We start from the raw sequence: 26,815 nt of genomic DNA, 5'->3' as shown, positions 1-26,815 counted from the left end.
GCGATTTGGATTGTGGTCATTGCTTTAAATGTCGCCATACTTGGCTTCGCGCTTCGGTAGGGGGGAGTAAGTGGCCCGTCAGGTGCTGGAAAATCCTTGTTGGTGGATAAGATGAACCTAAGCACGCTTGCGATTGCAATAGGCGTGATGTGCCTGGCTGGGCCTGTCATACTGGATCCACCCGAAGGCATGCTCGCCAGTGCTTGGCAGGCCGCTGGCCTTGCGGCCCTCATGGCGTTGTGGTGGCTGACTGAACCCATACCTTTGGCGGCAACCGCGCTTCTGCCGCTTGCGGCTGCACCGGTTCTTGGCCTCATACCGTTTGCGAATGTTGCTTCCTATTACAGCCACCCGATCATCATTCTGTTTCTCGGGGGTTTCCTGCTGGCCAAGGCAATCGAGAAATGGGGCCTGCATCAAAGGCTGGCTCAAAGAATGCTCGGCATTGCAGGCCAGAGTCAGCGAGGTATTTTGGCTGCGGTAATGATGACAACCGCATTCCTAAGTCTTTGGATCAGCAACACCGCCTCCGCTATGGTCATCGCACCGATCGTGGCAGCAATTGCCGGATCGCAGAAATCACACGAAAAATTCGGGACCGCCCTAATGCTGGGCGTTGCCTTTTCTGCCACCATCGGCGGCATGGGGTCCTTGATCGGGACCCCTCCAAACGCAATTTTCGCGGCCTATGTCGGAACGACGTATGGGATCGAGATCGGATTTGCGCAATGGGCCGCTATTGGATTGCCTGTTTCTGCAGTCTTGCTGGTCATCACCTGGCTTGTTTTGGTGTGTGTGACACCAGGCGTCTCTGCTGATATGCCGCATATGTCCTTTGACCCTCCCGACACCGGCATGTCGGTCGCAGAGCGACGAACGGCGGTGGTTGCAGTTCTTACCGCGTTGGCGTGGATCATGCGCCCTGTGGTCGATTGGTTGATCCCTGGGCTTAGCCTGACCGATGCGGGTATCGCTATGATAGCCGCAGTGGCCCTATTCCTTTTGCCCGCAGGGCGGGGTGAAAGGCTACTCGATTGGGATATGGCGGCATCATTGCGCTGGGATGTTCTTGTGTTGTTTGGCGGCGGGTTGGCGTTGGCCGGAATAATGGAGCGATCTGGTTTGGCAAGCTGGATTGGGGGTCAGACCGAGGCATTGCATTCGATGCCGACCTTGTTGCTGATCTTTCTGATAGCCGCACTGATCGTTTATGTTGGCGAATTGGCTAGTAACACCGCCATGGCTGCGGTTTTCCTGCCGGTCGCCAGCGCTGCGGCAGTTGCTCTGGGCAGGGATCCCATAGGCTTCCTGCTTCCGGTGGCTCTTGCCGCATCGGTCGGGTTCATGCTTCCTGTTGCTACCCCGCCAAATGCAATTGTGTTTGGCACATCCTATGTCACCCGGACGGACATGTTGCGCGCCGGGGTCCCGTTGGACGTGATTGGCATCGTTGCGGCTGTCCTTGTGAGTGTTTTCCTTGGGCCGATGGTGTTCAGCCCTGACGCGGCCTGGTGATCCACCGTCTTTGTACCAGCATTATTGCGCAGGTGCTTCGGGGTCATTTGTGGCACTCTTTTCCTATAGGCCTATTGATGATGATCAAATCCATATCGTTTGAATTTGAATAAACTACTGACTGCATAGGGCGAGTACAACTGCGCTTTCTCCCGGATTGGGATCAGAATGAACATGACACATATCGCAATATTTTTTTGGGCAATAAGTCTACAGTTCTTCTGCTTTCCCGCAGCCGCGCAAGGTATCGACCCGCATCTTGTTTACGAACAAAACTGTGCGGGCTGTCACGTTCCGCATGCCGGGGAATTTGTTGCAGAAAATCTTACGATCTCCGTCGGAGAACTTGTGGGTAAGGGGTCAAAGCGGCCTGTTTCTGATCTGCTGGCAACCGGGCACGGAAAGCTGTCAGAGCCTGAAATAGAAGTGCTTCTACAGCACTTTTCGACCATACAGGAAACCGGCAATCTGTTTAGGGAAAGATGTATTTACTGCCACGATCGCGCCGTTGCTTTTGCGCGCGGGGACCTGATCCTTCGCGATGGAACACTGTTCGGGCGCTATTCGAAAAGGAACGTCGAGGAGTTTCTTCCGGGCCACGGTCGACTCGACAACCCGCAAGCCGAGATGATGGTTGACGTTCTCAAACGCCAGTTGAATACACCTTAGCGACATGCGATTTGGACCGCGACAGATAGTTCTACTCGAGCCGAGGTCCGGGACAACACATGGGAGATTCCGGCACTTCACACAAACCGGATGTTATCGCACCGACGCCTCGAAACGACAAAATCCTTTAGGGTGACGGAGAACGCGTGCTTGGAAACGGTGGGGAACAAGCGGTGCTTGCCTCCAATCTGCTGGTCTGGCTGCTCTCAGATCCAGCGCCGCCGCTGAGCGTTCCAGTTCGTTCAACAGGCGATCCGTACGAGGTCGACCAAGGACAAGGTGTAGCTTCACAACACCTGCCCTGCCGGACATTTCCTTGACAAGTTGCATTGCCTCACGGGTGTCCGTGTTTGGATTTGTGATGGTGCGGCGAACGTTGGACAGGTTTTCTCATTGCTCTCCTGCACACATTGTCTGACCGCCTGACGCGCTTCGTTGGACAGGCCATGATTCAGGTAGTGTTCCGTTGACGCCAATATAGCTGTCCAATGTTTTGTTCGAAATTGGAGAACTCCCGCACCGAGCAGGTTTAACAAAACCGCCATATTCCGGACACGGGTCGCGTCTAATCAAAAAATTGCGACGCGCCCAGATGGGTTTGCGATTTCCATGAGGGGGTACGAGTTCGGCGCGTCGCACCGCTACCTCCCCGTTAGAAACTCGCCTGTCTTTTATCGACAGGTGAAATTTGGCTGACTGGGCCTCTTGGCTTTGAATGACTTTGAGAGCTGCAGGGACTCTACACAGGCAAAACTGACAACACTTTGAGCGCAATCGCGGTTTTCGAATGCTTTTTGTTAGAAGCATCTGGGCGACCTTCCAAGAGAACAAACTTCTAAAAACGTTTAGGCTGTGTGAACGGCGTCACTGATAAGCTCATCAAAACCTTTCATGTTGAATGTATTAACGAGTTAGCGCTTATGTTGTGTTTCAAGCGCGAAATTTAATTCTCCCCATGGATCGGGCGCGCTGGTGGTGGCGCGCCCTTTTTCATTCTTAAATGAAGATGCACGGCCCTTTATATCTCCATGACTGTTTCCGCGGGTCATGGTTTTAGAGAATTGACTGCTCATGCCGTAAGTTTGAAATTCAACAAGGGGCTATGTGCGGGCGAATTCCATGGGATTCGCTGATTGAAAGCTCCTGATCATCGAATTTTTTTCAGCAACTGAATTTGACGTAACGTCGCAAAAACCAGTCTCTTTGTTGAGGTAGTTGACGTAAACGTAAGCTTTTCCTCTTTTTTTTGACTGGCCAGTCAAAAAGTGACGCAAAACCACGATTTCTTCCCCCTTACGACAGGCGGCGTTCCTCCTACATGGGCCGTGTCGCTGCGGACCAAAGGAACCACTCACGAAATTCCTTGAGCCCACTCTCCCTCGGGGTTCGGATCAGGTCCGCAGCGACAGCGCCGTGAAGCTTAACTGTTGTTGGAGTCGACTATGCCGATGAAGTCATTTTTGAGCTACCTGATGGACAACAAGGTCGTCAGGGTTTCAACGTCCGACGAGTCCCTTCAGGGCAATTCGGTATTCGAGGACGGCAAACAAGCGCTTGAGAAGGCCGAGGTCGAGATGCTGTTCCAGAACATTCTGAAGGAAAAGCAAAACGATCTGCTGACCGATCGTAAATGACAACCGCCCACGTCCGCAGGCTAGACGCCCAAATCTAGCAGTGAGCCAAGGGAGTTTGGCGGCATTTCGCGATGCTGGTCGAGTGCCACGGGCTACTTCTTTTCGAAGAACAAGATGACCTCACCCAGCCGAACCCCAAAGCGTGAGACATAGGCGCGATTAAGAAGGCGGTCATCTTCCAACAGCCACATCCAGTCGTCGAACTTTACACGCATGGTGCCGTCCTTGATGGGCAGGTCGATTTTGTATTTCCAGTTAAAGGTATCCCCGCGTTCGATCCCGCTGGCGGTTCCCAACACACCGGGGGCCGTCCCGGTCCAGGTGTCATCGCCGGTTTTGGTCAGAGTCCAGATGCGTTGTTCGGTTGCGCCATCATCGTAAACGAAATCTTCCACCAACGTCAGGGTCTCGCCATCCCATGTGCCGTCGATATCTACCGTGAAGCGCCGTGGAACGTTCCCTAGAATATCCTGAAACTGACCATAGGCGACGGTTTTGCCTTCGAAGAACTCTTCAAGATTCAGTTGCCGGTCTGACAGAAAGGTTTTTGGCACGCGCGGCTTGCTTGAGCACGCGGCCAATAAAGCCAGGCCGGCGACAGCGACAAAGGCAACAAAAGACCGATAGGATATCATTGCAGTGGCTTTCCCTCGGATGCGGAATCATACCCATTCGTGCCGTTTACATAAACGTGTTTGGTTCTTGGGGCCGGGCGCATGGTGGCCACCAGTTCCGCAACCTTGATGCCGAACTTTCGCATCTCTGAGCGGTTCATGATCGCTCCGTTCTCGGTCAGATACATCCAGTCAGTGACATCCAGCGTGTGCCCTCCAGCATCTTCGGGTAAAATGATCTTGTACGTGAGTTTGACAGTCGAGCCGGAGACGGTGCCTTTTCCTTCGCCCACGATATCGTCTGCGGTGGCGGTGAAACTGTTGCCGGTGCCCATGGTCAGGTACCACTTGCGCGTCATCTGTTTCCCGTTCGAATAGGTGAAATACTCAGACAGCGTGCCTGAGTTTCCCGTCCATTCGCCAACCATACGCGCGACGAAGCTGTTCGACATTTTACCGTTGGGACCATAGATCAGGCCTTCGGACAGGATTTCCCCGTTCAGATTGTCTCTCAGTGAAAACACCGGCCCGGTGCCAGTGTAATCCGACGGCGATTGGGCGCGAAAGCTCAGCAGGCGGCTTCTTACGATGATTGCGACAAGAAGCGACAACAGGGTGATGGCGATGGCGTTCATTTGCTTGTGACCTCTGTGGGCAGTGTCAAAACCATACCGAATGCTCCGAGTTTCAGGATGCAGGGCAGGACCGCGTAGGCGAGGTTGAGTGTATTCAGCGCCTGCGCGGAATTGGTTTGACCAGGATTGAAACCGCTGCGCTCCAGCAGCGGCAGGGTGAAAAAGGCAGCCAGAGCGAGGCCCAGCTTGCCTGCGAATGACCAGATGCCAAACGCGGCGGATGCATTCAGACCTGCGCGGGTCAGAACGACCGAGAACATGGCGGGCAGCACCACCATATCGGCCCCAAGGGCCGCGCCCGATGCCAGGCAGATCACGGCAAACCCGGTAAGGTTTCCCGCCGATAAGGTTGCTGCACCGATGAAGCCTGCGATCGATAGGGGCATCGCGATCATCAGAGTTCGTTTCGGACCAATTCGGTTGCTGAGCTTTGCCCAGAGCGGAACGCTGGCACCGGCACTGAGGAAAAACAGGATGAGCAACGGACCCGCCTTGCCGGGCAGCTGTAACCGATCTTCGACAAAGAACAGAAACAGCGTAGACGTGATCGCCACAGGCAGGCTGTTGACCAGCGCAAGTGCCAACAACCGCAACCCACCGGCTTGACCAAGGCCTGAGAAGGACAGGCCTTGTCCCGTGATTGGAGTGCGGCGCCACATTGGCAGCGTCAGGATCATGGTCAAAATTGCGAGCAGCCCCAAAAACATACCAAATGCAGGATACCCCTGCGCTTGCGCTCCAAGGGCAAAAAACAGGGCCGGGGCACTGGCGGCGATGACAACGCCAGTGAGTTGTCCTCCCTCACGGAACGCGGCCAGCGTCATCAGCTCTTTCGGGTCGGTGCTTTTGGCAAGCGTCGCACTGCGCCCATAAAGCAGGATGGTTCCAAGGCTGTAGGCCGAAAACAACAGTACGAGTATGGCGATCAGGGCTGTCACACTTGCGCCTTCTGGTAGAGAAAACAGCAAGGGAAACCCAATCGCCAAACCAATTGCGGCCAGAGAGGCAAACAGAATCTGTCCGCCCGGCCATCGGTCAATGGCCCAGCCGATAAGCGGATCCTGCACCAAGTCCACTAGTCTGATCACCAGCAGAAGGGTTCCGATCACCCCCAGGCTGATGCCCAGATTGACTGCGGCAAATCGCGGCAAATGGATATAAAGCGGGATACCCGCCGCTGCGAGCATCAGCGCATACAGGCTGACACGGGGATACAGCATCATTGCCCCTTCAATTGCCGCGTAAAGCTTGCGGATCGCGTGTCGTCGCCAAGAAAGATAGACATGAAAGCGCGCTTGATGCCGGGATAGGATAGCGTGCAGGTCTTGGTCCCGTTTCGCCAGAACCCGACCTTGTCAGGACCCTGCGACACAGCAAGATAAGTATCGCCTTTGCTGACCGCCTGAAAGCACTGTTCCAACTGGCTTTGAACGGGCGCGCCGTTGCCTTGCCGATCCATTTCTTCAAGCGTCGATTCAACCAGCGCCTTTTGCTTCAGATTCTTGCGATAGGTCAGTAGCAGACCGAAATCCTGATTCCAGCTGAAGGGCGCGCCCTGAGGCGTATAAAGTTTGGCGTCATAAAGCGGCAGGCCTAGAAACCGAAAAGTTGCATCGCCGCGCAATTGGGCATTGTTCAATACGTCGGTCACCGTTGAGGCCGCCAGCCCGCCCGGGGCCAGCAACACAAGCGCAAGTAGCGCGGTACGCCAGCTTCGGTTATTCGACCGCAACAGGGATGGCCGGATCTTTTTCAAGAATGCCATTGTCAGCTCCAATGGTTTGCGGGGCGCCATTCAAGCGGTCGACGACGTGCATCGCACTGGCTATCCCGTCTTCGTGGAACCCGTGCCGGTTATAAGCTCCGGCGAACCAGGTTCGGTTTTGTCCCTGCATTTCACGGATTTGCCCTTGTGCCTTCAGGGCCGCCTTGTCGAACACCGGATGGGCGAATTCGACCTGATCATATATTTTGTCTGCGGGAATCTCCGACGTCGCGTTCAGGGACACAAACAGCGGATCGCTGTCCGGGATGTTCTGAAGGCGGTTCATCCAATATGTCACACTCACGTTTCCGCCCTGCGACCGATAGGTCCAACTGGACCAGCACCCGCGCCGTTTGGGCATCTGCGACGGGTCGCAATGCAAAACGGCCGAGTTCGGCTGATACCGGATTGCGCCAAGCGCGGCGGCCTCGTCGGCGGTCGCGTTTTCACCCAGAATGGCCAGTGATTGGTCGGAATGAGTGGCCAGAATGATCTCGTCGAACTGATCAGACTGTCCCTGACTGGTGACCGTCACGCCAGTTTCGTCGCGTCGAACGTTTTCAACTGGGCTGGCCAACCGGATATCGCAACCCCGGGCGCGCAGGGCGGCATCGACCCGGCGGACATATTCGATACTGCCGCCTTTGACCGTCCACCATTGGTGCTGATTGGCCCGGCCGCTGGCCAGCAGTGCGTGATTGCGGAAGAACTGCACCAGCGAGCGGGCAGGGAACTGGTCTACGAACTCGGTCGGAGTGGACCAGATCGCGCCGCACATGGGCATCAGGTAGTTGTGGCGGAACCAATGACCGAGGCGGAGCTGATCAACCAGTTCGCCAATCGTGGTGTCATCGTCCTTGGCGGCCTCGGGCGCTTCTTTGCCAAAGCGCAGGATGTCCGCGATCATCTTGTAGTAGGCGGGTCGCACCAGATTGCGTTTTTGCGCTGTCAGGGTGCGTAACGTATTCAGCCCGTATTCAATGCGACCGTTATCGATTGTAGCGCCAAAGCTCATCTCGCTTTTGGTGACCGGGACGTTCAGTTCTTCGAACAGCTTTGTAAGATAGGGATAGGTCGCATAGTTGAAAACGATGAACCCGGTATCCACCGGCTGGTCCCCGTTTTTACCAGCCATCACTGTGCGGGCATGTCCGCCCAGCCTGGGTTCAGCTTCGAATAGAGTGATATCGTGGTCTTCTGATAAGTAGTAAGCTGCGGAAAGACCTGAAATGCCTGCACCTACAACCGCGATTTTTTTGCGTACGCCCCGTGTCTCGTCGAACATATGATCCTCTTTGTGCGACTTTTTACAAAGGGATACGTAGCAGATCTGGTGCTGGATCAATCAGGTTAGATTATTTTCCCAAGTGCTCTAGGTTATGATGTCTTGCCGGATTTTCATGCGCATCCACGTGATCCAGCTGTATTCCGCGCCCGTATGACCATTAACATGGTTCAAATAAAATAAACTCAATGCCCGGGACTGCTGTCCCCGGTATCCCGGATGGCCCACGCATGAGCAGTTTTGCAGGAAAGACCTATTGGATTATTGGCGCGAGCGAGGGCCTGGGTCGTGCATTGGCGGAAAAGCTAAGCGATCAGGGCGCTCATCTGGTTTTGTCGGCGCGCAATGCCGAACGTTTGACCGAGATCTGCGATAGTCTGCCCAACGCGCGGGCAGTACCGTTCGATGTGACCGATCTGACCGCCGTGCGCCGTGCGGTGGCCTATGTCGGAGACGTGGATGGGTTGGTCTATAACGCCGGGGTGTATGATCCGATGCGATCAGCGGATTGGGATACCGAGGCAGCGCTGGCCATGAACGACGTGAATTTTGTCGGGGCGTTGCGAGTGCTGGGTGAAACGATTCCGGGGTTTGTTCAGGCGGGGCGGGGGGAAATAACCCTGATTGGCTCGCTTGCAGGCTATCACGGCTTGCCTGCTGCCATCGGATATGGGTCCAGCAAGGCGGCGCTGATCTCGCTGGCGGAAACGATGCGGCATGATTTGGCCGATACGGGTGTGACTGTGCGCGTCGTCAATCCGGGGTTTATCAAGACTCGTCTGACCGAGAAGAATAACTTCAAGATGCCGATGTTGATGACGCCCGAAGATGCTGCGGACCGGGTGGTAAAGGCGATGTGTCGTCGTCGCTTCCGCACCGATTTTCCAGCACCGTTTTCATGGGCGATCCGACTGATCGATTATCTGCCGGATCTGCTGGTCTACCGCGGAAAATAGACCCTAACAAAACCAGCCCGCCGACATGGCGGTGCCAGTCCGGTCTGCGCTGTCTTGCCCTTATCCGCAGGTCAGTCGCTGAATGACACCCGCATCGTTCACGAACACATTCAGACGGTCGATGCGATAGTCTTGCGTTGCAATGTCATTTGGGCCCAGCACGCGGGATCGTTCGGGTAGATTGGCCTGAATTGTCGAAACGGGCTGGCCGACCGAAGCCGCAAAAGCCTCGCCTTTGCAGAAAGCCAGATCAACTGGGGCATCCTCGGACGCGGTTGAGGTTTGTTCGGGCGGGGGCGTCTCGGTGCAGGCCGCCAGAAGGATCAGGATCGGGATAAAACGGTACATTGGCGTTCCTCGTTCTGGCTATGTCGTTTCTGCAATAACAAACAATTGGCCAGCCTGCCATGAAAGCGCAGTTGAAAACACCCTGTAATTCACGCAGTGTCAGGGGAAATGGACAGGGAGAAGTGCACTATGCGTACCCGCGCCGCCGTTGCCGTTCAGGCCGGTAAACCTTTGGAAGTGATGGATGTAAACCTTGAAGGCCCCAAAGCCGGAGAGGTTCTGGTTGAGATCAAAGCAACTGGCATTTGCCACACCGATGAATTCACCCTGTCGGGTGCCGACCCCGAAGGCCTGTTTCCAGCCATTCTGGGGCACGAGGGCGCAGGTGTTGTGGTCGAGGTCGGCCCAGGTGTGACCAGCCTGAAGCCGGGTGATCATGTGATCCCGCTATACACACCGGAATGCCGGGAATGCGAATACTGTCTGCACCCCAAGACCAACCTGTGTCAGGCAATCCGGACAACTCAGGGCCAGGGCCTGATGCCCGATGGCACCTCGCGCTTTTCGACCTTGGATGGCGATCCGATCCTGCATTACATGGGGTGTTCGACCTTTGCCAATCACACCGTTCTGCCAGAAATCGCGCTGGCCAAGGTGCGCCCGGACGCGCCCTTCGACAAGATTTGCTATATCGGCTGTGGCGTAACAACCGGCATCGGGGCGGTGATCAACACCGCCAAGGTAGAGATCGGCAGCCGCGCGATCGTCTTTGGTCTGGGCGGTATCGGATTGAACGTGATCCAAGGTCTGCGACTGGCCGGAGCTGACCAGATCGTCGGCGTTGACCTGAACCCGTCCAAGGTGGAAATGGCCACCCGGTTTGGTATGACCGATTTCGTCAACCCGGCTGAGGTCGAGGGCGACCTGGTGCCCTATCTGGTTGACCTGACCAAAGGCGGCGCGGATTACACATTCGATGCCACCGGCAATGTTGGGGTGATGCGCACAGCACTGGAATCGGCGCACAAGGGTTGGGGTGAATCGATCATCATCGGCGTTGCACCTGCCGGAGCCGAAATTTCAACCCGCCCCTTCCAGCTGGTCACAGGCCGGTCGTGGCGCGGTACCGCTTTTGGCGGCGCCCGTGGTCGCACCGACGTGCCCAAGATCGTTGACTGGTACATGGAAGGAAAGATCGAGATCGACCCGATGATCACCCACAGCATGGGTCTGGACGATATCAACCAAGGCTTTGACCTGATGCACAAGGGTGAAAGCATCCGATCGGTTGTCGTTTACTAAGTCTGCAACACAATTGAAGTCACTCAGCGATGGCCAAAGCGGCGTGCAAAAAGCGCGCCGCTTTTGCTTTCCTGAGGGTTACTCCCCCGGCCGCGTTGCACCTGTATCCGACCGTGGCGAGCGTACCCTCAGAACTGGCGTATTGGCCGAGGCGTTTGTGCGCGTTTCGCGCCAGACGACAAAAACACCCGACGCAATGATGACGCTGGCGCCAACCGCAACCCAGACATCCGGTCTTTCGCCAAAGAAGATCATGCCGAACAATGTGGCCCATATGATCTGACTGTACTGGCTGGGGGCAATAACCCCGGCGGGTGCTGCGCGGTAGGCCAGAATGATCAGGTGTTGCGCGATGACGGAAAACACGCCCACCAAAGCCATCATCGCCAGATGCAGCAATGAGGGCGGCTGGTAGACAGCGGGCTGGGCAAGGCTCATCACCACGATGGCCAGTAGCATTGGATACAGGATCAGCACGGCCGAGCGTTCCTCATTCCCGATCTTACGCACCAGAACGGATGCAAAGGCGCTGCAAAAGGCGGCCATCAGGGCGGCGAGGTGGCCCAGCGTGATATCGGTTGTACCGGGTCTCAAGACTATCAGAACGCCGATAAGCCCGACGCCTACAGCGGCCCAGCGCTGGGCGCGAACCACTTCGCCAAGGATCGGGATCGACAATACCGTGACGATCAAGGGGAAGGAGAACAACAGCGAGTAGACCTCGGCCAGCGGCAGAACGGAAAAGGAATAGAACGCGCAGGACATGCCTGTCACCATCAACGCCGAACGTAGCAAAACCAGCCACGGATGATGCGGCACGAAGTTGCCTGTTGCCCGGTCCGTCAGGATTGTGACGGCCATCGGGACAAAGGAAAACAAGGTGGCAAAGAAGATGATCTGCAGCACCGAATATGTGCCGCCCAATACCTTGATCAGCGCGTCATGGCTGGCAAAAACGGCAAAGCCCAGAAAGGCAAAGCCAAGTCCCTGAAGGGTCGTGTTCTGAGCGCTCATCAATTTGGCCTCGGATACATGTTAGGTGTTTAGTAGTCTGTCATCGCAGCTTGCGGAGATTCGGCAGCTGTCGTTTGATGTTGATTAAACCCATTTGACAGAGTCTGATAGCCCCCAATTTACCGCTAACATGTCATAGCCGACATGATCTGAGCTCATCGCAGGATGGGTGGTGCATCCTTCGGTTGGCGCGCGGATTGCACCCCCGCTTTCATCCCCACACCGATGCGCCGTGCCAGCGCAACCCACGGGGTGGCGGTTTCCGGTGACAGCGTTTGGGTGGCGACCTCTTCGAACAGGTTCAGCCAGTGAGCAAACATTTCGGGCTGGACGTCGGGCCGCTGGATATGAACCCGCTGCGGGTTTCCGTCATAGCAGCGCTCGAACAGAATGGCGTTGCGCCAGAAGGCCGCTATCTTTTCCTCGTGCGCGGGCCAGTCGGTGACATGGTTTGCAAAGACAGGACCCAGCACTTTGTCCTGCCGGACACGGGCGTAAAAAACAGCAACTTGAACGTTGATCTGTTCGGGTGTGGCTGGAAAACGCGGGGGCAGGGTTGGTCTGGACATGGGTGTGCGGCCTGATTTCGACTCTGTACAGGGCCATATCCTGAACAGCTTTCAAACCACAGGGGTGGTTTTGTCGCGCGTGTGGCGCCAGCGGGTTCGGCAGCAAAGTAATCGGATTCAATTGCGGGCGGCGACGTATCCCCAAGCCGTCAGCATACCAAGCGCCTTTGCGCAGGAAACGGGTCGCTCGACCGCGGACAGCTAGGCATGTTCGGGACAGAAAAGGAGATAATCATGCATAGAATATCAGCTCTCCCGACCGATCAGGTTCAGGCCTATCGCGACGGTGCGCCAGACGGGTACGGCAATCCACCCGAACGTGCAATTTCAAACGGGCAGGGGAATCCATGCCGACACTGCCTGACCTATATTCCGGAAGGTCATGAGATGCTGGTCCTGGCGCACCGTCCTTTTCCAGGCACTCAGCCTTTTGCCGAAACGGGACCCATTTACCTCTGTGCAGAGCCTTGTAAGCGGTACGAAGATGCTGCGGAGCTGCCCGAGGCGCTGACCTCTTCGCCCAACTATCTGATCAAGGGATACGGACCGGATGATCGGATTGTCTATGGGACAGGGGTCATCGCCCCGCAAAGCCAGCTGCACGATGCGGCACAGACCATCTTTGCGCGCGAGGATGTCGCCTATATCCACATTCGATCCGCGCTCAACAATTGCTATCATGCGCGGATCGACCGGGCCTAAAGCTTGACGCGGTGTAGTCCCCGGCGCGGCTGGTTCTGATCATCGGCCGGGGGATCATCTGCGCGCGAAGATGTGAGGGAGAGGAACACATCTTCCAGATCAGCCTCTTCTGTGCGCACATCGCGGATTCGGATGTCCGCGGAACGGACTGCTTCCAAGACCTGCTCGGCGCTGGTGTGAGTGCTGCGGTACTGCATGATCAGACTGCCATCGTCGCGCAGCGTGGCGTCGACACCTTCGGCCACAGGCAGATCAGACACAGGGTTGTCCGGCACAATGACCATGGTGCGGCTGTCCATACGACCCAGCAGGTTGGCAGTACTGTCCTGAGCAACCTTTTCGCCATGGTTGATTATGGCGATTTCGTCACACATTTCCTGCGCTTCTTCCAGATAATGCGTGGTCAGGATGATGGTCATACCCTGTTCATTCAGCTTACGTACATTGGCCCAAAGCATCTGGCGCAGCTCGATATCGACACCAGCTGTGGGTTCGTCCAGTACCAATATTTTCGGATGATGCACCAGCGCCTTGGCCAGCAACAGCCGGCGACGCATCCCGCCGGACAAAGTACGGGCATAGGCCTCGGCCTTGTCGCTGAGGCCGACAAGTTCGAGGATCTCATCACTGCGCCGTTCTGACTTTGGTACGCCATATAGCCCCGCTTGAACTTCCAGCGCACCGCGCGGGCTGAAGAAGGGGTCCAGATTCAGCTCTTGTGGCATCACGCCAATGGCGGCACGGGATTGGCGCGGGTTTTGATCCTGATCGAAGCCCCAGATCGACACATGGCCTGCAGATTTCACGACCAACCCAGCCAGAATGTTGATCAGTGTTGATTTTCCGGCCCCGTTCGGCCCGAGCAGCCCAAAAACCGACCCGCGAGGAACGGTCAGGTCAATCCCTTTCAGAGCCTGCTTTTCCGGCTGTCCTTTGCTGCCACGATAGGTTTTGCGCAACCCTTCGATCCTGATTGCTGCCTGGCTCATTTGTGGCACTTGCCCCTCAATTGCTCATCGCCCATAAACGCACCTAAAGCATGCCCGCGAGGCCGACAACCAGTGAAGGATCGCCAGCCGTGACAATGGAAGCGCCGGAAACCAAGATCGTTGAAAAAAGCCGCATAGCCTGTGACGGCGGTGAAGGTGCATTGGGCCATCCACGTGTATGGCTACAGATTCCGGAAGACACCGGCTGGGTCGAGTGCCCCTATTGCGACTGTAAATACGTGCTGAAAGGGTCGGAGCACGCCTGAGCATATCAGGTGCCTAAGTCTTGCCGCCTTTCTTTGGTATCCAGCGGGCGCAACGTTAAGAGAGAGCGCAATGACCGACGTGACCGCAAGTGACAATCATAGCCCTGTTTTAGGTTGGCTTGGCTTTGTTGTGGCATCGATAACCCTGCTAGCTGCTTTGTTTGTCTTTTGGGCGGGACCATTTGCGCCGCAGCAAACGGCGGGCGTGTCGCTGGGGGAACTTGCGGCTGAAATTGGCAAATCCACGTTGCGCTCGGCGGCCGGCATCGATCAGCCAGACCCTGTGGTGCCCACGCGCGATCTGGATGACTACCTGCAAATCGGCGTTGCCATGCTGGGTGGGATCGCGATTATTCTCGCCGCTGTCGGCCTGTTGCGTCATGAAAGAAGGCGCCCAGCAATTGCTGGCATCGTGGTCGGAACTGGTGCGATCCTGTTTCAGTTCTTCGCAATGGCGTTTTTCGCCCTTTTGGGGGTGTTGGTTATCATGGCGTTGCTGAACAGCTTTTCGGATGTCTTCTCGGGCCTCTTTGGTGGATAGTTAACCATCTTAGCTGGCCACCCGCGCGGCCCTGTGGCAGAACCGTTTCTAACCAGAACGGAGAGAGCGCATGAGCGAGTTCGGAAAAGGGTGTCACCTGCATCTGATCGATGGATCAGCGTTTATTTTTCGGGCCTATCACGCGCTTCCACCGCTGACGCGGAAATCGGATGGCTTGCCGATTGGCGCGGTCTCGGGCTTTTGCAACATGCTGCAAAAATATGTCGAGGATAACGCCGGTCCGGATGCACCGACCCATGTTGCGGTGATCTTCGATAAGGGATCGCATACGTTTCGAAACGACATGTATGACCTCTACAAGGCCAATCGCGAGGCGATGCCCGAGGATTTGCGCCCGCAGATGCCGCTGACACGTGAGGCAACCAAAGCCTTCAACATCGCCTGCAAAGAACTTGAGGGATACGAGGCTGACGATATCATCGCAACGCTTGCCGTTCAGGCGCGCGAGGCCGGTGGTCGGGTGACCATCGTCAGCTCCGACAAGGATCTGATGCAACTGGTTGGCGACGGGGTCGAGATGCTGGATGCGATGAAGAACAAGCGCATTGATCGCGATGGTGTGATCGAGAAATTCGGCGTCGGCCCCGAACGGGTTGTTGACGTGCAGGCGCTGGCTGGGGACAGCGTAGACAATGTGCCCGGTGCGCCCGGCATCGGGATCAAAACCGCCGCGCTGTTGATCAACGAATATGGCGATCTGGAATCGCTGCTGGACCGCGCTGAGGAGATCAAACAACCCAAGCGACGCCAAACCCTGATCGAAAAGCGTGACCAGATTGAACTGTCGAAAAGGCTAGTTCAACTGGACGAGCAGACGCCGCTGGATTTCACTTTGGCGGATCTTGAGGTGAAGGATCCTGATCCCGAAACTTTGCTTGGTTTTCTGGCCGAGATGGAGTTCCGCACTCTGACCAAGCGTATCGCTGATAAGCTGGGAGCCGAAGCCCCGGTTATCGTCGATGCGCCTGCGCCAGCCGTTGAAGAGGCTGAGGTCGAAGCCATCCCATTTGACGCGTCGAAATACGAATGTGTGCGCGACGCGGCAGCTTTGCAGAAATGGATCGATCAAGCTTATGAGCGCGGCTGGGTTGCGGTGGATACCGAAACCACAGGCCTGAACGAAATGATCGCAGATCTGGTGGGAATTTCACTTTGCATCGAGCAGGGTGAGGCTTGCTACATCCCGCTCATCCACCGCGAAAGCGCAAGCGACGATCTGTTTGGATCAGACGCACTGGCCGAGGGGCAAATGCCCGTGGATGAGGCTCTATCCCTGCTGAAACCGATGTTCGAAGATCCGTCGATCCTGAAAATCGGGCAGAACATGAAGTATGATGCCAAGATCTTTGCGCGGTATGGCGTGAACGTCGCGCCCATCGATGACACGATGTTGATGTCTTATGCGATGCATGGTGGTGAGCACGGGCACGGTATGGATACCCTGTCTGAACGGTACCTGAGTCACACGCCGATTCCGATCAAGCCACTGCTGGGGTCGGGAAAGTCGGCGATCACCTTCGACAAGGTGCCGATTGACGAGGCCACTGCTTATGCCGCTGAGGATGCGGATATCACGCTGCGTCTGTGGCAGCTGTTCAAGCCGCAACTGCATCAGGTGCAGGTGACGACAGTCTACGAGACGTTGGAACGCCCCTTGGTACCGGTTCTGGCCGAAATGGAGATGCACGGCACCAAGGTCGATCGCGATGTGCTGTCGCGCATGTCCAACGCCTTTGCCCAGAAAATGGCAGGGTTAGAGGCTGAAATCCACGACTTGGCGGGTGAAAATTTCAACGTTGGCTCACCCGCGCAACTGGGTGAGATTCTGTTCGACAAGATGGGCTTGGAAGGCGGTAAGAAGGGAAAAACCGGAAAATACTCGACCGGGGCGGATATTCTGGAAGATCTGGCGACCGAGCATGAATTGCCACGCCGGGTGCTGGATTGGCGTCAGCTGTCCAAATTGAAATCGACCTATACGGACGCGCTGCAGACCCATATCAACCCGGACACGGGCCGGGTACATACCTCCTATTCGATCACCGGGGCCAATACGGGTCGTCTGGCCTCGACCGATCCGAACCTGCAGAACATCCCGGTGCGCACCGAAGAAGGACGACGTATCCGCGAGGCATTTATTGCCGAGCCGGGCAATGTGTTGGTCAGCCTCGACTACAGCCAGATCGAGCTGCGTATTTTGGCGCATATTGCAGAGATTCCGGCTCTGAAGCAGGCGTTTTCGGATGGTTTGGACATTCACGCCATGACCGCGTCCGAGATGTTCGATGTGCCGCTGGATGAGATGACGCCGGACATTCGCCGTCAGGCCAAAGCAATCAATTTTGGAGTGATCTACGGCATTTCAGGCTTTGGTTTGGCGCGCAACCTGCGCATCCCGCGGGCCGAGGCGCAGGGCTTTATCGACCGGTATTTCGAGCGGTTCCCCGGTATTCGTCAATACATGGACGACACGATCGCCTTCGCCAAAGAGCATGGCTATATCCAGACGTTGTTTGGCCGCAAAATCCATACGCCCGAGATCAATGCCAAGGGTCCACATGCTGGATTCTCGCGCCGTGCGGCCATCAATGCGCCGATTCAAGGGACGGCTGCCGATGTGATCCGGCGCGCTATGGTGCGAATGCCGGGCGCGATCAACGGGTTGCCCGCCAAGATGTTGCTGCAGGTTCACGACGAGTTATTGTTCGAAGTGGCTGAGGACTCTGTTGACGATCTGGTCGCGGTGGCGCGAGACGTTATGGAAGGGGCGTCGGATCCAGCGGTCAAACTGGCGGTGAAGCTGGATGTCGATGCCGGGCAGGGTGCCAACTGGGCCGAGGCACACTAAGGGCGGCGCTGCTTATCAGGCCCCGCGGGCCATCTTCGCATCGGATCAGTCCTGTGGACTGATCAGGCGGTTGACCAGACGTTGTACGGTGGGGCCTAGAAGCAGGATGACGGTAAAGGCGATGGGCCAGCAAAAGGCCCAGGATGCCATCCAGTCGCCGGCGGTGCCCGGGCCAAACCCGATGGCTTTGACCGTAGCGATGCCGGTCACGATGCAGGACATCAGCCCGGACATGATCAGGCTGAATACGGCGCGGGCATAGCGGGCAGGCAACATTCACTGCATCCTTTTGAGTGCACCGCAAAGATGTGCGGCAGTTTGACGAAAAATACCAGCGTTGTTCGGCGGCGTTATTGCCACATCCAGTCCAGCGACTCGGAGGTTTGCGCTGTGGATGGGGTGTATTCGGCGCTGACCCAACCGGAATAACCACTGCTGTCAATGGTGTCGAACAGGCGGCGAAAATCCGTTGGTCCGCGTCCGGGTTCTGATCGGTTAGGTGCAGCGCCAATTTGTGCGTGAACCACGCGATCATGAAACCTGTCCCAGATGGTCAGCGTATCCCTATGACTCGTCTGCGCATGAAAGCTGTCAAAATGCAGGCCGACATTGGGGCGGCTTACCCGGTCCAGCACATCTGCGGCCAGGTCGTAGGGGAACAGTATCTCAACTGCTTTGAACCCTGCCTGAGCGGCGGTCTGAAAGCGATCAAGATATGGCAGCTCGGTAAAAAGCAAAGAAAGATTGGCAGCAAATTTGGGCATGAGTGGTCCCCGCGTTTGGTGAGCCGAACCTAGCGTTTGGGTGATTTTCTGGAAAGGGACTGAAAACGACAGATTGTCGAAAATCAGCCAGAACGCCCAGCGCTTTTCAGAGAGGGTCAGCCTAACGCGGCGAATCATTTCAACGGCGCCGTGCCAACAGAAGGTGTCCAAGTGATGGCCATGAGCCCTGACCCCGCGCGCGGGAACACTGCCTTTGTGTCTGGCGGACGGAACTCCGCATTGTCTGGCAATGGCTTGGCGGTTGCTTCGATGTTGACCTGGGCGGCAGGGTTTCCAGCGGCGGAAGTCCTGTTGCAAAGCTGGCCACCCGTCGCCCTGCTGGCTGCAAGGCTGGCGCTTGCGGTTGTCTTCATGGTGCCGCTCTGGCTTCTGATTGATGGGCCGCGCCGAGTTCTTAACGCCCGTTGGGGTCATGCGATGGTCGTTGGCGGTGTCGGCATTGGGACGGGTATGTTCCTGATCATTCTGGCGCAAAAGCTGACGGATCCGGTCACAGTGGCCATCATTGCGTCCTGCGCGCCGCTGTCGGCCACGTTGCTTGAACTGGCCGCTGGTGAAAGGCGTCTGAGGTGGAACTTTGCAGCTGGGGTCTCGTTGTCCATAATCGGGGGCCTGATTGCGACCAGCGCCGTTGCTCCGGCGCAATTGGGGTTGGGGGCTGCTTGTGCCGTCGCCTCGACTGCGTTGTTTTGCTGGGCCAGTATGGCAACGTCGCGGGATTTCCCGGATCTCAGCCAGACCGGGCGCACAACGATCACTTTTGTGGGTGGGCTGATTACGGCGTCACTTTTGATGTTCGGATCCCACATGCTGAATCTGGACATTGTACCATCGACCCCATTTGACACTCAGCAAGCTGGTATGCTTGTCATCTATGCGCTGATATCGATGGCCCTCAGTCAGGTTCTGTTCGTCGGGTCGATCGGAAAGCTGGGGGTCGCGCTGGCGTCGTTTCACATCAACATCGCGCCCTTCTATGTCATGGTGATCATGGTGGTCCTGGGGGATGACTGGAATTGGACGCGCGCGCTGGGCGCCGGGATCGTCGCCCTGGCCGTAGTGTTGGCCCAAGATCGCAAAACACGGCAGCCAGCTTAAACATCCAATGTGTCGGATGAGACAAGAGGGAAAAACTGCCCCGCAGACCAGACGCCGAACCATCCGTCGCGATGCACTCCGATATCGACGAGGCGATAAAAACTTTTGCGGTCGATACGTGCCTCTAAGTTCGCGCGCACCATTATGTAGGGTGACGGTTCCTGCGAATCCGGATCAATGACGATGCGGATCGGATGATCCGGTCCTGCCTCAACAGAATCGCCGACTTTCGTAACAAATGTCAGCGTTCTTGCGTCCCCGTCATCGGATTGATCGAAATCGACAGCAATGAACGGCGCGTCCTCTACGGTGATTCCCACCTTTTCGACCGGGGTCACGAGGTAGTATTTGCCATCTTCTTTCTTAAGAATTGAGGAAAATAGCTTCACAAGCTCGAACCTGTTGATGGGCGACCCTAAGTAAGACCAAGTGCCATCTTTTGCGATCTTGATGTCCAGATCGCCGCAAAACGGAGGATTCCACAGGTGAACGGGCGGTAAACCCCTGGTTTTGGCGGCTTTGACTGATGCAGCCAGGCCATCGGGCGAGGGTTTCACAGGTTTTTGTCCGCTCATTGCTTTTGCCATTTCCTATTAGCGAGATACACTTCAACCATAATAGTCCACGGAAGGGAAAGTCATGACCGAACCCGCCGACCTCGTCGCCGAGATCGAAGCGCTGGAAAACAAGCTACAAGAGGCCAAGTCCTCGATCACCCGTCGCTTTATCGGACAGGAGCGGGTTGTGGATCTGACCCTGACCGCTCTTTTGTGCGGTGGTCACGCGCTGCTGATCGGGCTTCCCGGGCTCGGCAAGACGCGATTGGTTGAAACATTGTCGACCGTCATGGGGCTGCATGGCAACCGTATTCAGTTCACTCCTGACCTGATGCCAGCCGATATTCTGGGGTCCGAGGTTCTGGATACGGCCGAGGATGGCAGCCGCCATTTCCGGTTTATTTCCGGTCCAATTTTTTGTGAGCTGCTGATGGCAGATGAGATCAACCGCGCCAGTCCCCGGACTCAATCGGCGCTGCTGCAGGCGATGCAGGAACAGACTGTTACAGTTGCAGGCGAAGATCGCGCGCTGGGTGTTCCCTTCCATGTGCTGGCCACACAGAACCCGATCGAGCAAGAGGGCACCTATCCATTGCCCGAGGCACAGCTGGACCGGTTCCTGGTGCAGATCGATGTAGATTACCCCGACCGTCAGACTGAACGGGATATCCTGCTGGCCACCACAGGTATTGAAGAGGATGAGTCGGCTCAGGTTTTCACCAAAGAAGACTTGTTGGCGGCGCAAACCTTGCTGCGGCGAATGCCGGTTGGGGAGTCTGTGGTCGAACTGATCCTGGATCTGGTTCGCGCGTTCCGTCCCGAAGAACAAGGTGTTTCAGATCGGGTGGCTGAAACCGTTGCCTGGGGCCCCGGTCCGCGGGCGGCGCAGGCGCTGATGATGACAGTTCGGGCCAACGCGATGTTGCAGGGGCGTCTGGCACCCAATGCCGAAGATGTTCTGGACATGGCGCGTCCTGTACTCAGCCACCGCATGGCGCTGAACTTTGCGGCACGCGCGCGGGGCGACAGCCTTGCTGATCTGATTGACACGACCGCCGCTGGTTTGATCCGGACAGAGGCTGCGGCGTGAATGCGGCGCTGACCCTTCGCGAAAGATCCGAAGCCGAGGCATCGCGGTTACCGCCCCTGTTGGCGCGGGCCGAGCATTTGGCCGGAACCGTTCTGTTGGGAGATCACGGGCGGCGACGCTCAGGTATGGGTGATGATTTCTGGCAGTACCGCCCAGCGCAGATTGGCGACAGTCGTCGGATGATCGATCACCGCCGTTCGGCCAGAGGCGATCAGCAATTCGTGCGCGAAAGGGAATGGCAAATTGCGCAATCCATCATGCTGTGGGTGGATCAGGGGTCTTCGATGCGCTTTGCATCCGAAAAGACCCTGCCTACAAAGGCCGACCGAGCTCGGTTGCTGGGCCTTGCCACAGCGATCCTGCTGGCACGCGGCGGCGAACGGGTCGGTTTGACTGGAACTACATTGCCGCCACGGCGAGGCAATGCTCAGATCATTCGGCTGGCGCAGGCCTGGTCCAAAGACGAACAAACCGACTATGCCCCGCCGGAACATCGCGCAATGATCCCCCATGCGCGTGCCGTGTTCATCTCGGATTTCCTTGGCCCAATGGATGAGGTCCAACTTGCCCTGACCAAAGCCGCTGATCGAGGCGTCCGGGGCGTTGTATTGCAAATCCTTGACCCCAGCGAAGAGACTTTTCCGTATCAGGGACGCACCATTTTCGAAAGCGTAGCCGGATCGGTTCGGCACGAGACGCTGAAGGCAGGGGAACTGCGCGAGCGGTATTTGGATCGGCTGGTCCGGCGAAAGGATGCGCTGACGCAGCTGTGTCGCGCGACCGGTTGGCGATTGGGCTTGCATCATACCAGTGACAGTCCTCAGGCCGCCCTGTTGTGGCTCTATCGGGCGCTGGACGGGGGAACGCGATGACGATTCTGGCGAGCATTGGCTTCACTGCCCCTTGGATTTTGTTGGGTCTTTTGACCCTTCCAATCCTGTGGGTGATCCTGCGTGCCGTGCCACCGGCACCGATCCGCAGGCTGTTCCCGGCTGTGACACTGTTGCTGGGCCTGAGGGATGACGAAAGCGTTTCGGATCGGACGCCGTGGTGGCTGTTGTTGCTGCGCATGCTGGCTGCGGCTGCGATCATCATCGGGCTCGCCGGTCCGGTTCTGAACCCGTCGCGCGATCAAGCGGGATCTGGGCCATTGCTGTTGGTGCTGGACGCGACCTGGGCTGGTGCGTCGCGCTGGTCGTCGACGTTAGATCAGATCGACGCACAATTGGCCGAGGCTGGGCGGGCCGGACGCCCGGTTTCCATCCTGCGTTTGTCAGAACCGGAACCCCCCGTGTTTCAGGCGGCAGAAGCGTGGCGCGGTCGCTTGCCGGGCCTGACCCCAAACCCCTGGCAGCCAACAGAGCCGCAGCTTGAACAGGTTCTGGGTGTATTGAACGAGGTTGAAGGCGGCTTTGATACCCATTGGTTCAGCGACCGGCTAGACTATGATGGCCACGACCAAATGGTATCAGCGCTGCAAGCGCGTGGTGGGGTCACTGTCTATCGCGGGCCTGCGCCAGCCAAGGCAGTTTTGCCTGCGTCTTATCAGGATGGTCTCATTCAACTGACCGTTCTGCGTGGGGAGCCGGGGCCGATGGAAACGGTGACGGTGTTGGCGCAGGGCCGGGACCCTGCAGGCACGGCCCGGGTTCTGCACGCGGCTGAACTGACCTTTGAAAGCGGCGCCACTGAGGCGCAAATAGAATTGGCGTTGCCCTCAGAGCTGCGTGCCCGGATCACCCGGTTCGAGATTCAGGGACAGCGTTCTGCCGGTGCGGTGACCCTGACCGATGACAGCCTGCGGCGGCGCGAAGTTGCGTTGATTGCAGGAACAGTGAATCGCGAAGGGTTGGAGTTGCTTTCGCCCCTGCACTATCTGACCCAGGTTTTGATCCCGACAGCAGACTTTGTCGATGGTGGTTTGCTGGAGGTGCTGCCCGCGAACCCGGACGTCATCGTCTTGTCCGACGTTGCGCAAATGTCTGACACGGAACAAGCTGGCTTGATTGAGTGGGTCGAACAAGGCGGTCTACTGCTGCGCTTCGCTGGCCCTCGGATGGCGGCAAGTGATCTAGGGCGCGATGAAGAAGACACATTGTTACCCGCACGATTGCGCAGCGGCGGCAGGTCGGTTGGCGGCGCGATGAGTTGGGGCGAGGCCAAGACCTTGGCCCCCTTCCCGGAAAACTCGCCCTTCTTTGGATTGCAGATACCGGACGATGTCGTTGTCACAACTCAGGTCATGGCGCAACCAGACCCTAATCTGGCGGATCGGGTGATTGCGTCGCTGTCGGATGGCACACCTTTGGTGACACGCAAGGCGCTGGGCTTGGGGCAGGTGGTCCTGTTCCATGTCACGGCGGATGCCGAATGGTCCAGCCTGCCTTTGTCGGGTCTGTTTGTTGAAATGCTGGATCGTCTTGCCGTGGCCTCGGCTGCGAAGTCGCGGCAAGTGGCACAGTTGCAGGGCACCACGTGGGAGCCGATCCAAACCCTGGATGGGTTCGGAACATTGTCGGATGCAGGTACTTTGGCCGGGGTTGACGGGGTTCAGCTGGTTTCCGGCCAGATCGGCCCTGACCTGCGCCCGGGGCTGTATGAAAGCGGCAAACAGAAACTGGCGCTGAATGTTTTGTCCGAAGATGCTGCGCTAAGCCCAGCCAAATGGCCCGCAGATGTTCCTATCAAGGGGCAAGAAGTGACCGTTGAGACACCGCTTGGAGGCATCTTATTGAGCCTGGCATTGATGTTGCTGACGGTGGACGTGATTGCCTCGCTGGCGCTTTCGGGTCGGTTGGGGCTGGCTCGTGCCGCTGCAATCGGACTTGGCGCTTTGCTGATTGTGCCGGAAGCCCAGGCGCAGACTGCCGAGGAAACTGATTATGCCCTTGCAGCCACGCACGAACTGGTGCTGGCACATGTGCTGACAGGCGACAGGCAAGTGGATGATATTGCACAGGCCGGGTTGCGTGGACTTGGCCAGACGCTGTACTTTCGGACATCGGTTGAACCGGCCGACCCTATCGGCGTGGACCTAGAGCGGGATGAACTGGCGTTCTTCCCATTGCTCTATTGGCCTATTACGCCGGACCAGTCACAACCTTCGACCGAAGCTTATGCCAAGCTCAACGCCTATCTGCGATCGGGTGGTATGATCCTGTTCGACACGCGTGATGCGGATATAGCTGGTTTTGGCTCCTCCAGCCCCAACGGACGAAAACTGCAGCAACTGGCTGGTCCGCTGAACATCCCGTCATTAGAGCCGATTCCGCGCGACCATGTTCTGACGCGGACGTTTTACCTGCTGCAGGACTTTCCCGGCCGGTATTCCGGGACCGAGGTTTGGGTCGAAGCGGCGCCCCAAGATGCCGAGCAAATTGAAGGCATGCCCTTCCGCAACCTCAACGACAACGTGACGCCGGTGGTGATCGGCGGCAATGATTGGGCCGGAGCATGGGCCGTAGACCGCAACGGACAGGCCTTGTTGCCTGTCGGGCGCGGGTATGCGGGTGAGCGGCAGCGCGAGCTTGCCAATCGGTTTGGAGTCAATCTGGTGATGCATGTGCTGACCGGCAATTACAAATCTGATCAGGTTCATGTGCCCGCCCTTCTGGACAGGTTGGGACAATGACCGGAACCGTCATATTCGACCCGCTGATTCCGTGGCCCATTCTGGCGGCTGTTGCCGCGATTGCCGTTGCGGGGATCGTGCTGGCCGTATGGCGCGGCCTATCGGGTTGGGCCCTGCGCGGATTGGCAGCTTTGGTGGTGATCGCAGCCCTGTCCGGCCCGGTCTATCAGGCTGAAGATCGTGCGCCGCTGACGGATATTGTGCTGATGATCGAGGATGAGAGCGCCAGTCAAACGCTATCAGACCGAGCAGAGCAGACAGCACAGGCAGCCGAGGATCTTTCCGCAGAAATTGAATCGCGTGACAACACCGAACTGCGCCGCATTCGAATTGGCGATAGTGACGGAGACGAAGGCACGCAGGTGATGGCGGCGCTGAACGCGGCGCTGGCAGAAGAACCCCGGGCGCGCATTGCAGGGATTCTTGTTGTCTCAGATGGTATCGTTCACGACGTCGATCAGGCGCCTGACCTGCCTGCGCCCATGCATTTGCTGCAAACCGGCCGCGAAGGCGATTGGGATCGTCGGTTGATCGTCCGCAATGCCCCTGCCTTTGCCATTATCGGTGAGCCGGTGACTCTGACATTGCGCGTAGAAGACAGTGGCGCGTACCCCGCCGGTGCAACCACTGCACTGCTGGAGATTTCAGTGGATGGAGGGGAACCCGAGGAGTTCAGCATTCCTATCGGACTGGATGTTGAGCTGCCGGTGACACTTCCACATGGTGGGCGCAACGTCATTCAATTCTCGGTTCCGCAGGCCGAGGGCGAGCTGACCGACCGCAACAACACTGCGCTGATCCAGATGAACGGCGTTCGTGACCGTCTGCGTGTGCTGCTGGTTTCAGGTGAGCCGCATCCCGGCGGGCGCACCTGGCGCAACTTGTTGAAATCAGACAGTTCTGTTGATCTGGTGCATTTCACAATCCTGCGCCCACCAGAAAAGCAGGACGGCGTACCTGTGGACGAGCTTTCGCTGATCGCTTTTCCGACACGCGAGCTGTTTCTGGAAAAGATCAACGATTTTGATCTGATCATTTTTGATCGCTACAAGCGACGCGGTATCCTTCCGGCAATTTATCTGGATAACGTCACAAATTATATCAACGATGGTGGTGCCGTCCTGATTGCCGCCGGTCCCGATTTTGCTACTGCTGACAGTATCTTCCGGTCTCCTCTTGCTCCGATCCTGCCTGCGCAGCCGACGGCACGGGTAATCGAAGAACGCTTTGTTCCGATGGTCAGCGATTTGGGCCACCGTCACCCGGTGACCACCAATCTGGGTGATTCCGAAGACTGGGGTGCATGGTTGCGTCAGATCGATGTGAACCAACGCCGGGGTGAGGTTTTGATGACCGGCGTCGATGAACGCCCGCTTCTGGTGCTGGACCGCGTGGGCGAAGGCCGCGTCGCCATGCTTGCGTCAGACCATGCCTGGCTGTGGAGCCGGGGATTCGAGGGTGGTGGGCCGCAGCTGGAGATGCTGCGGCGGTTGGCGCATTGGATGATGAAGGAACCCGAGCTTGAGGAAGAGGCCCTGTGGGCTGAGGCCAATGGGCAGTCTATGCGGATCATTCGGCAGACCCTTGAAGATGAAGTCGGGTCAGTGACCGTCACTCGTCCAAACGGGGAAACGCTCGAGATCACTTTGGACGAGGTCTCTCCGGGTCGTTTTGAGGCGCAGTATTTTGGCCCTGAGATTGGTCTCTATCGCCTTGAAGAAGGTGACCATATGGCGGTGATCGGCCTCGGCCCTGCGGCGCCGCGTGAATTTGAACGTACGATTGCCACAGGCGAAATCCTGGACCCGGTTCTAAGCAGCTTGCGTGGCGGCGTGGTGCGGTTGGAAGATGGTCTGCCGTCGATCCGCAATGTGCGCGCGGGCCGACCTGCTGCAGGGCGTGGTTGGATTGGGCTGACCCCGCGTGAGGCGTATGAAACCCGTGATGTCACGCAAGCCGGATTGCTGCCGCCTTGGCTGGTCCTGCTTTTGGCTGGTGGGTTTTTGCTGGGTGGCTGGCTGCGCGAAGGGCGGCGCTGACG

General features: G+C 57.3%; 27 protein-coding genes. 14 read left to right on the top strand and 13 right to left on the bottom strand.

Going from position 1 to position 26,815, the window contains the following annotated elements:
• Positions 1–111 precede the first annotated feature (111 nt).
• Positions 112–1,515 carry a DASS family sodium-coupled anion symporter gene (locus Q1B13_RS08390; RefSeq protein ID WP_299079403.1) on the top strand — a complete coding sequence of 468 codons (1,404 nt, stop codon included), beginning with the start codon at positions 112–114 and terminating at the stop codon, positions 1,513–1,515.
• Between the two features lie 174 nt (positions 1,516–1,689).
• Positions 1,690–2,184: a hypothetical protein gene (locus Q1B13_RS08385; protein ID WP_299079400.1), complete on the top strand. Its 495-nt coding sequence runs from the start codon at positions 1,690–1,692 to the stop codon at positions 2,182–2,184.
• Between the two features lie 911 nt (positions 2,185–3,095).
• On the opposite strand, the gene Q1B13_RS08380 is transcribed toward Q1B13_RS08385, so the two are convergent.
• Positions 3,096–3,257 carry a hypothetical protein gene (locus Q1B13_RS08380; RefSeq protein WP_299799768.1) on the bottom strand — a complete coding sequence of 54 codons (162 nt, stop codon included), beginning with the start codon at positions 3,255–3,257 and terminating at the stop codon, positions 3,096–3,098.
• A 375-nt stretch (positions 3,258–3,632) separates the two neighbouring features.
• Between Q1B13_RS08380 and Q1B13_RS08375 the strand changes: the two genes are divergently transcribed.
• The gene (locus Q1B13_RS08375; RefSeq protein ID WP_299799767.1) at positions 3,633–3,818 is read left to right on the top strand and encodes a hypothetical protein; all 186 of its coding nucleotides are present in this window, start codon (positions 3,633–3,635) and stop codon (positions 3,816–3,818) included.
• A gap of 92 nt (positions 3,819–3,910) precedes the next feature.
• Here Q1B13_RS08375 and Q1B13_RS08370 read toward each other — a convergent pair whose 3' ends face one another.
• From Q1B13_RS08370 to Q1B13_RS08350, 5 genes are read right to left on the bottom strand one after another with little or no spacing between them, the layout of a single operon-like run.
• The gene (locus Q1B13_RS08370) at positions 3,911–4,453 is read right to left on the bottom strand and encodes a DUF3833 domain-containing protein (protein ID WP_299079397.1); all 543 of its coding nucleotides are present in this window, start codon (positions 4,451–4,453) and stop codon (positions 3,911–3,913) included.
• Complete coding sequence (locus tag Q1B13_RS08365; protein ID WP_299079394.1) at positions 4,450–5,067, bottom strand: DUF3833 domain-containing protein; 618 nt, start codon at positions 5,065–5,067, stop codon at positions 4,450–4,452. The genes Q1B13_RS08370 and Q1B13_RS08365 overlap by 4 nt, the downstream gene beginning before the upstream one ends.
• Positions 5,064–6,287 carry an MFS transporter gene (locus tag Q1B13_RS08360; protein ID WP_299079529.1) on the bottom strand — a complete coding sequence of 408 codons (1,224 nt, stop codon included), beginning with the start codon at positions 6,285–6,287 and terminating at the stop codon, positions 5,064–5,066. Before Q1B13_RS08360 ends, Q1B13_RS08365 begins: the two co-directional genes overlap by 4 nt.
• Entirely contained in the window at positions 6,287–6,832 is a 546-nt protein-coding gene (locus tag Q1B13_RS08355) for a hypothetical protein (RefSeq protein WP_299079391.1), read from the bottom strand. Before Q1B13_RS08355 ends, Q1B13_RS08360 begins: the two co-directional genes overlap by 1 nt.
• Positions 6,786–8,117, bottom strand: coding sequence for an NAD(P)/FAD-dependent oxidoreductase (locus Q1B13_RS08350; protein WP_299079389.1), 1,332 nt, complete (start codon positions 8,115–8,117; stop codon positions 6,786–6,788). The genes Q1B13_RS08355 and Q1B13_RS08350 overlap by 47 nt, the downstream gene beginning before the upstream one ends.
• 230 nt (positions 8,118–8,347) lie before the next feature.
• Here Q1B13_RS08350 and Q1B13_RS08345 point away from each other — a divergent pair, with 230 nt between their 5' ends.
• Positions 8,348–9,073 (top strand): SDR family oxidoreductase, encoded by a 726-nt coding sequence (locus Q1B13_RS08345; RefSeq protein WP_299079386.1) that lies wholly within the window; start codon positions 8,348–8,350, stop codon positions 9,071–9,073.
• Positions 9,074–9,133: 60 nt separating this feature from the next.
• On the opposite strand, the gene Q1B13_RS08340 is transcribed toward Q1B13_RS08345, so the two are convergent.
• A complete protein-coding gene (locus Q1B13_RS08340; protein ID WP_299079382.1) occupies positions 9,134–9,421 on the bottom strand; it encodes an I78 family peptidase inhibitor in 288 nt (95 codons plus the stop codon).
• A 129-nt stretch (positions 9,422–9,550) separates the two neighbouring features.
• Between Q1B13_RS08340 and Q1B13_RS08335 the strand changes: the two genes are divergently transcribed.
• Positions 9,551–10,663 (top strand): S-(hydroxymethyl)glutathione dehydrogenase/class III alcohol dehydrogenase, encoded by a 1,113-nt coding sequence (locus Q1B13_RS08335; RefSeq protein ID WP_299079379.1) that lies wholly within the window; start codon positions 9,551–9,553, stop codon positions 10,661–10,663.
• 78 nt (positions 10,664–10,741) lie between these two features.
• Here the strand turns inward: Q1B13_RS08335 and Q1B13_RS08330 are convergent, their stop codons facing one another.
• A complete protein-coding gene (locus tag Q1B13_RS08330) occupies positions 10,742–11,677 on the bottom strand; it encodes a DMT family transporter (protein WP_298934164.1) in 936 nt (311 codons plus the stop codon).
• A gap of 155 nt (positions 11,678–11,832) precedes the next feature.
• Positions 11,833–12,246, bottom strand: coding sequence for a group III truncated hemoglobin (locus Q1B13_RS08325; RefSeq protein WP_298934166.1), 414 nt, complete (start codon positions 12,244–12,246; stop codon positions 11,833–11,835).
• Positions 12,247–12,480: 234 nt separating this feature from the next.
• Between Q1B13_RS08325 and Q1B13_RS08320 the strand changes: the two genes are divergently transcribed.
• Positions 12,481–12,948: a DUF1203 domain-containing protein gene (locus Q1B13_RS08320; protein ID WP_299079376.1), complete on the top strand. Its 468-nt coding sequence runs from the start codon at positions 12,481–12,483 to the stop codon at positions 12,946–12,948.
• On the opposite strand, the gene Q1B13_RS08315 is transcribed toward Q1B13_RS08320, so the two are convergent.
• Positions 12,945–13,937, bottom strand: coding sequence for an ABC transporter ATP-binding protein (locus Q1B13_RS08315; protein WP_299079373.1), 993 nt, complete (start codon positions 13,935–13,937; stop codon positions 12,945–12,947). The genes Q1B13_RS08320 and Q1B13_RS08315 overlap by 4 nt on opposite strands.
• A gap of 89 nt (positions 13,938–14,026) precedes the next feature.
• Here Q1B13_RS08315 and Q1B13_RS08310 point away from each other — a divergent pair, with 89 nt between their 5' ends.
• From Q1B13_RS08310 to polA, 3 genes are all read left to right on the top strand, one after another.
• Positions 14,027–14,203 (top strand): zinc-finger domain-containing protein, encoded by a 177-nt coding sequence (locus tag Q1B13_RS08310; protein ID WP_299079370.1) that lies wholly within the window; start codon positions 14,027–14,029, stop codon positions 14,201–14,203.
• Between the two features lie 70 nt (positions 14,204–14,273).
• A complete protein-coding gene (locus Q1B13_RS08305; protein ID WP_299079367.1) occupies positions 14,274–14,744 on the top strand; it encodes a hypothetical protein in 471 nt (156 codons plus the stop codon).
• A 70-nt stretch (positions 14,745–14,814) separates the two neighbouring features.
• Entirely contained in the window at positions 14,815–17,613 is a 2,799-nt protein-coding gene (gene polA / locus Q1B13_RS08300; protein WP_299079364.1) for a DNA polymerase I, read from the top strand.
• A 45-nt stretch (positions 17,614–17,658) separates the two neighbouring features.
• Here polA and Q1B13_RS08295 read toward each other — a convergent pair whose 3' ends face one another.
• Together Q1B13_RS08295 and Q1B13_RS08290 are read right to left on the bottom strand one after the other, a co-directional pair.
• Positions 17,659–17,889 (bottom strand): DUF2798 domain-containing protein, encoded by a 231-nt coding sequence (locus Q1B13_RS08295; RefSeq protein ID WP_298934178.1) that lies wholly within the window; start codon positions 17,887–17,889, stop codon positions 17,659–17,661.
• Positions 17,890–17,963: 74 nt separating this feature from the next.
• Complete coding sequence (locus Q1B13_RS08290; RefSeq protein WP_299079361.1) at positions 17,964–18,377, bottom strand: TIM barrel protein; 414 nt, start codon at positions 18,375–18,377, stop codon at positions 17,964–17,966.
• 180 nt (positions 18,378–18,557) lie between these two features.
• On the opposite strand from Q1B13_RS08290, the gene Q1B13_RS08285 reads away from it, so the two are divergent.
• On the top strand, positions 18,558–19,496 hold the full coding sequence (locus Q1B13_RS08285; RefSeq protein ID WP_299079358.1) for a DMT family transporter: 939 nt from the start codon (positions 18,558–18,560) through the stop codon (positions 19,494–19,496).
• Here Q1B13_RS08285 and Q1B13_RS08280 read toward each other — a convergent pair.
• Positions 19,493–20,071 carry a DUF1285 domain-containing protein gene (locus Q1B13_RS08280; protein WP_299079355.1) on the bottom strand — a complete coding sequence of 193 codons (579 nt, stop codon included), beginning with the start codon at positions 20,069–20,071 and terminating at the stop codon, positions 19,493–19,495. The two genes, Q1B13_RS08285 and Q1B13_RS08280, sit on opposite strands and share 4 nt — an antisense overlap.
• A 64-nt stretch (positions 20,072–20,135) precedes the next feature.
• Between Q1B13_RS08280 and Q1B13_RS08275 the strand changes: the two genes are divergently transcribed.
• The 4 genes from Q1B13_RS08275 to Q1B13_RS08260 are packed head-to-tail and all read left to right on the top strand — an operon-like array spanning position 20,136 to position 26,813.
• Positions 20,136–21,143: a MoxR family ATPase gene (locus Q1B13_RS08275; protein WP_299079353.1), complete on the top strand. Its 1,008-nt coding sequence runs from the start codon at positions 20,136–20,138 to the stop codon at positions 21,141–21,143.
• Complete coding sequence (locus tag Q1B13_RS08270; protein WP_299079350.1) at positions 21,140–22,015, top strand: DUF58 domain-containing protein; 876 nt, start codon at positions 21,140–21,142, stop codon at positions 22,013–22,015. Before Q1B13_RS08275 ends, Q1B13_RS08270 begins: the two co-directional genes overlap by 4 nt.
• Complete coding sequence (locus Q1B13_RS08265; protein ID WP_299079347.1) at positions 22,012–24,774, top strand: DUF4159 domain-containing protein; 2,763 nt, start codon at positions 22,012–22,014, stop codon at positions 24,772–24,774. Before Q1B13_RS08270 ends, Q1B13_RS08265 begins: the two co-directional genes overlap by 4 nt.
• Complete coding sequence (locus Q1B13_RS08260; protein ID WP_299079344.1) at positions 24,771–26,813, top strand: hypothetical protein; 2,043 nt, start codon at positions 24,771–24,773, stop codon at positions 26,811–26,813. The genes Q1B13_RS08265 and Q1B13_RS08260 overlap by 4 nt, the downstream gene beginning before the upstream one ends.
• Positions 26,814–26,815: the final 2 nt, after the last annotated feature.

The organism is uncultured Ruegeria sp., assembly GCF_947489545.1.
Classification (GTDB): Bacteria; Pseudomonadota; Alphaproteobacteria; order Rhodobacterales; family Rhodobacteraceae; genus Ruegeria.
The sequence above is the reverse complement of the archived record's forward strand: the minus strand, read 5'-3'. Positions and strand labels throughout refer to the sequence as shown.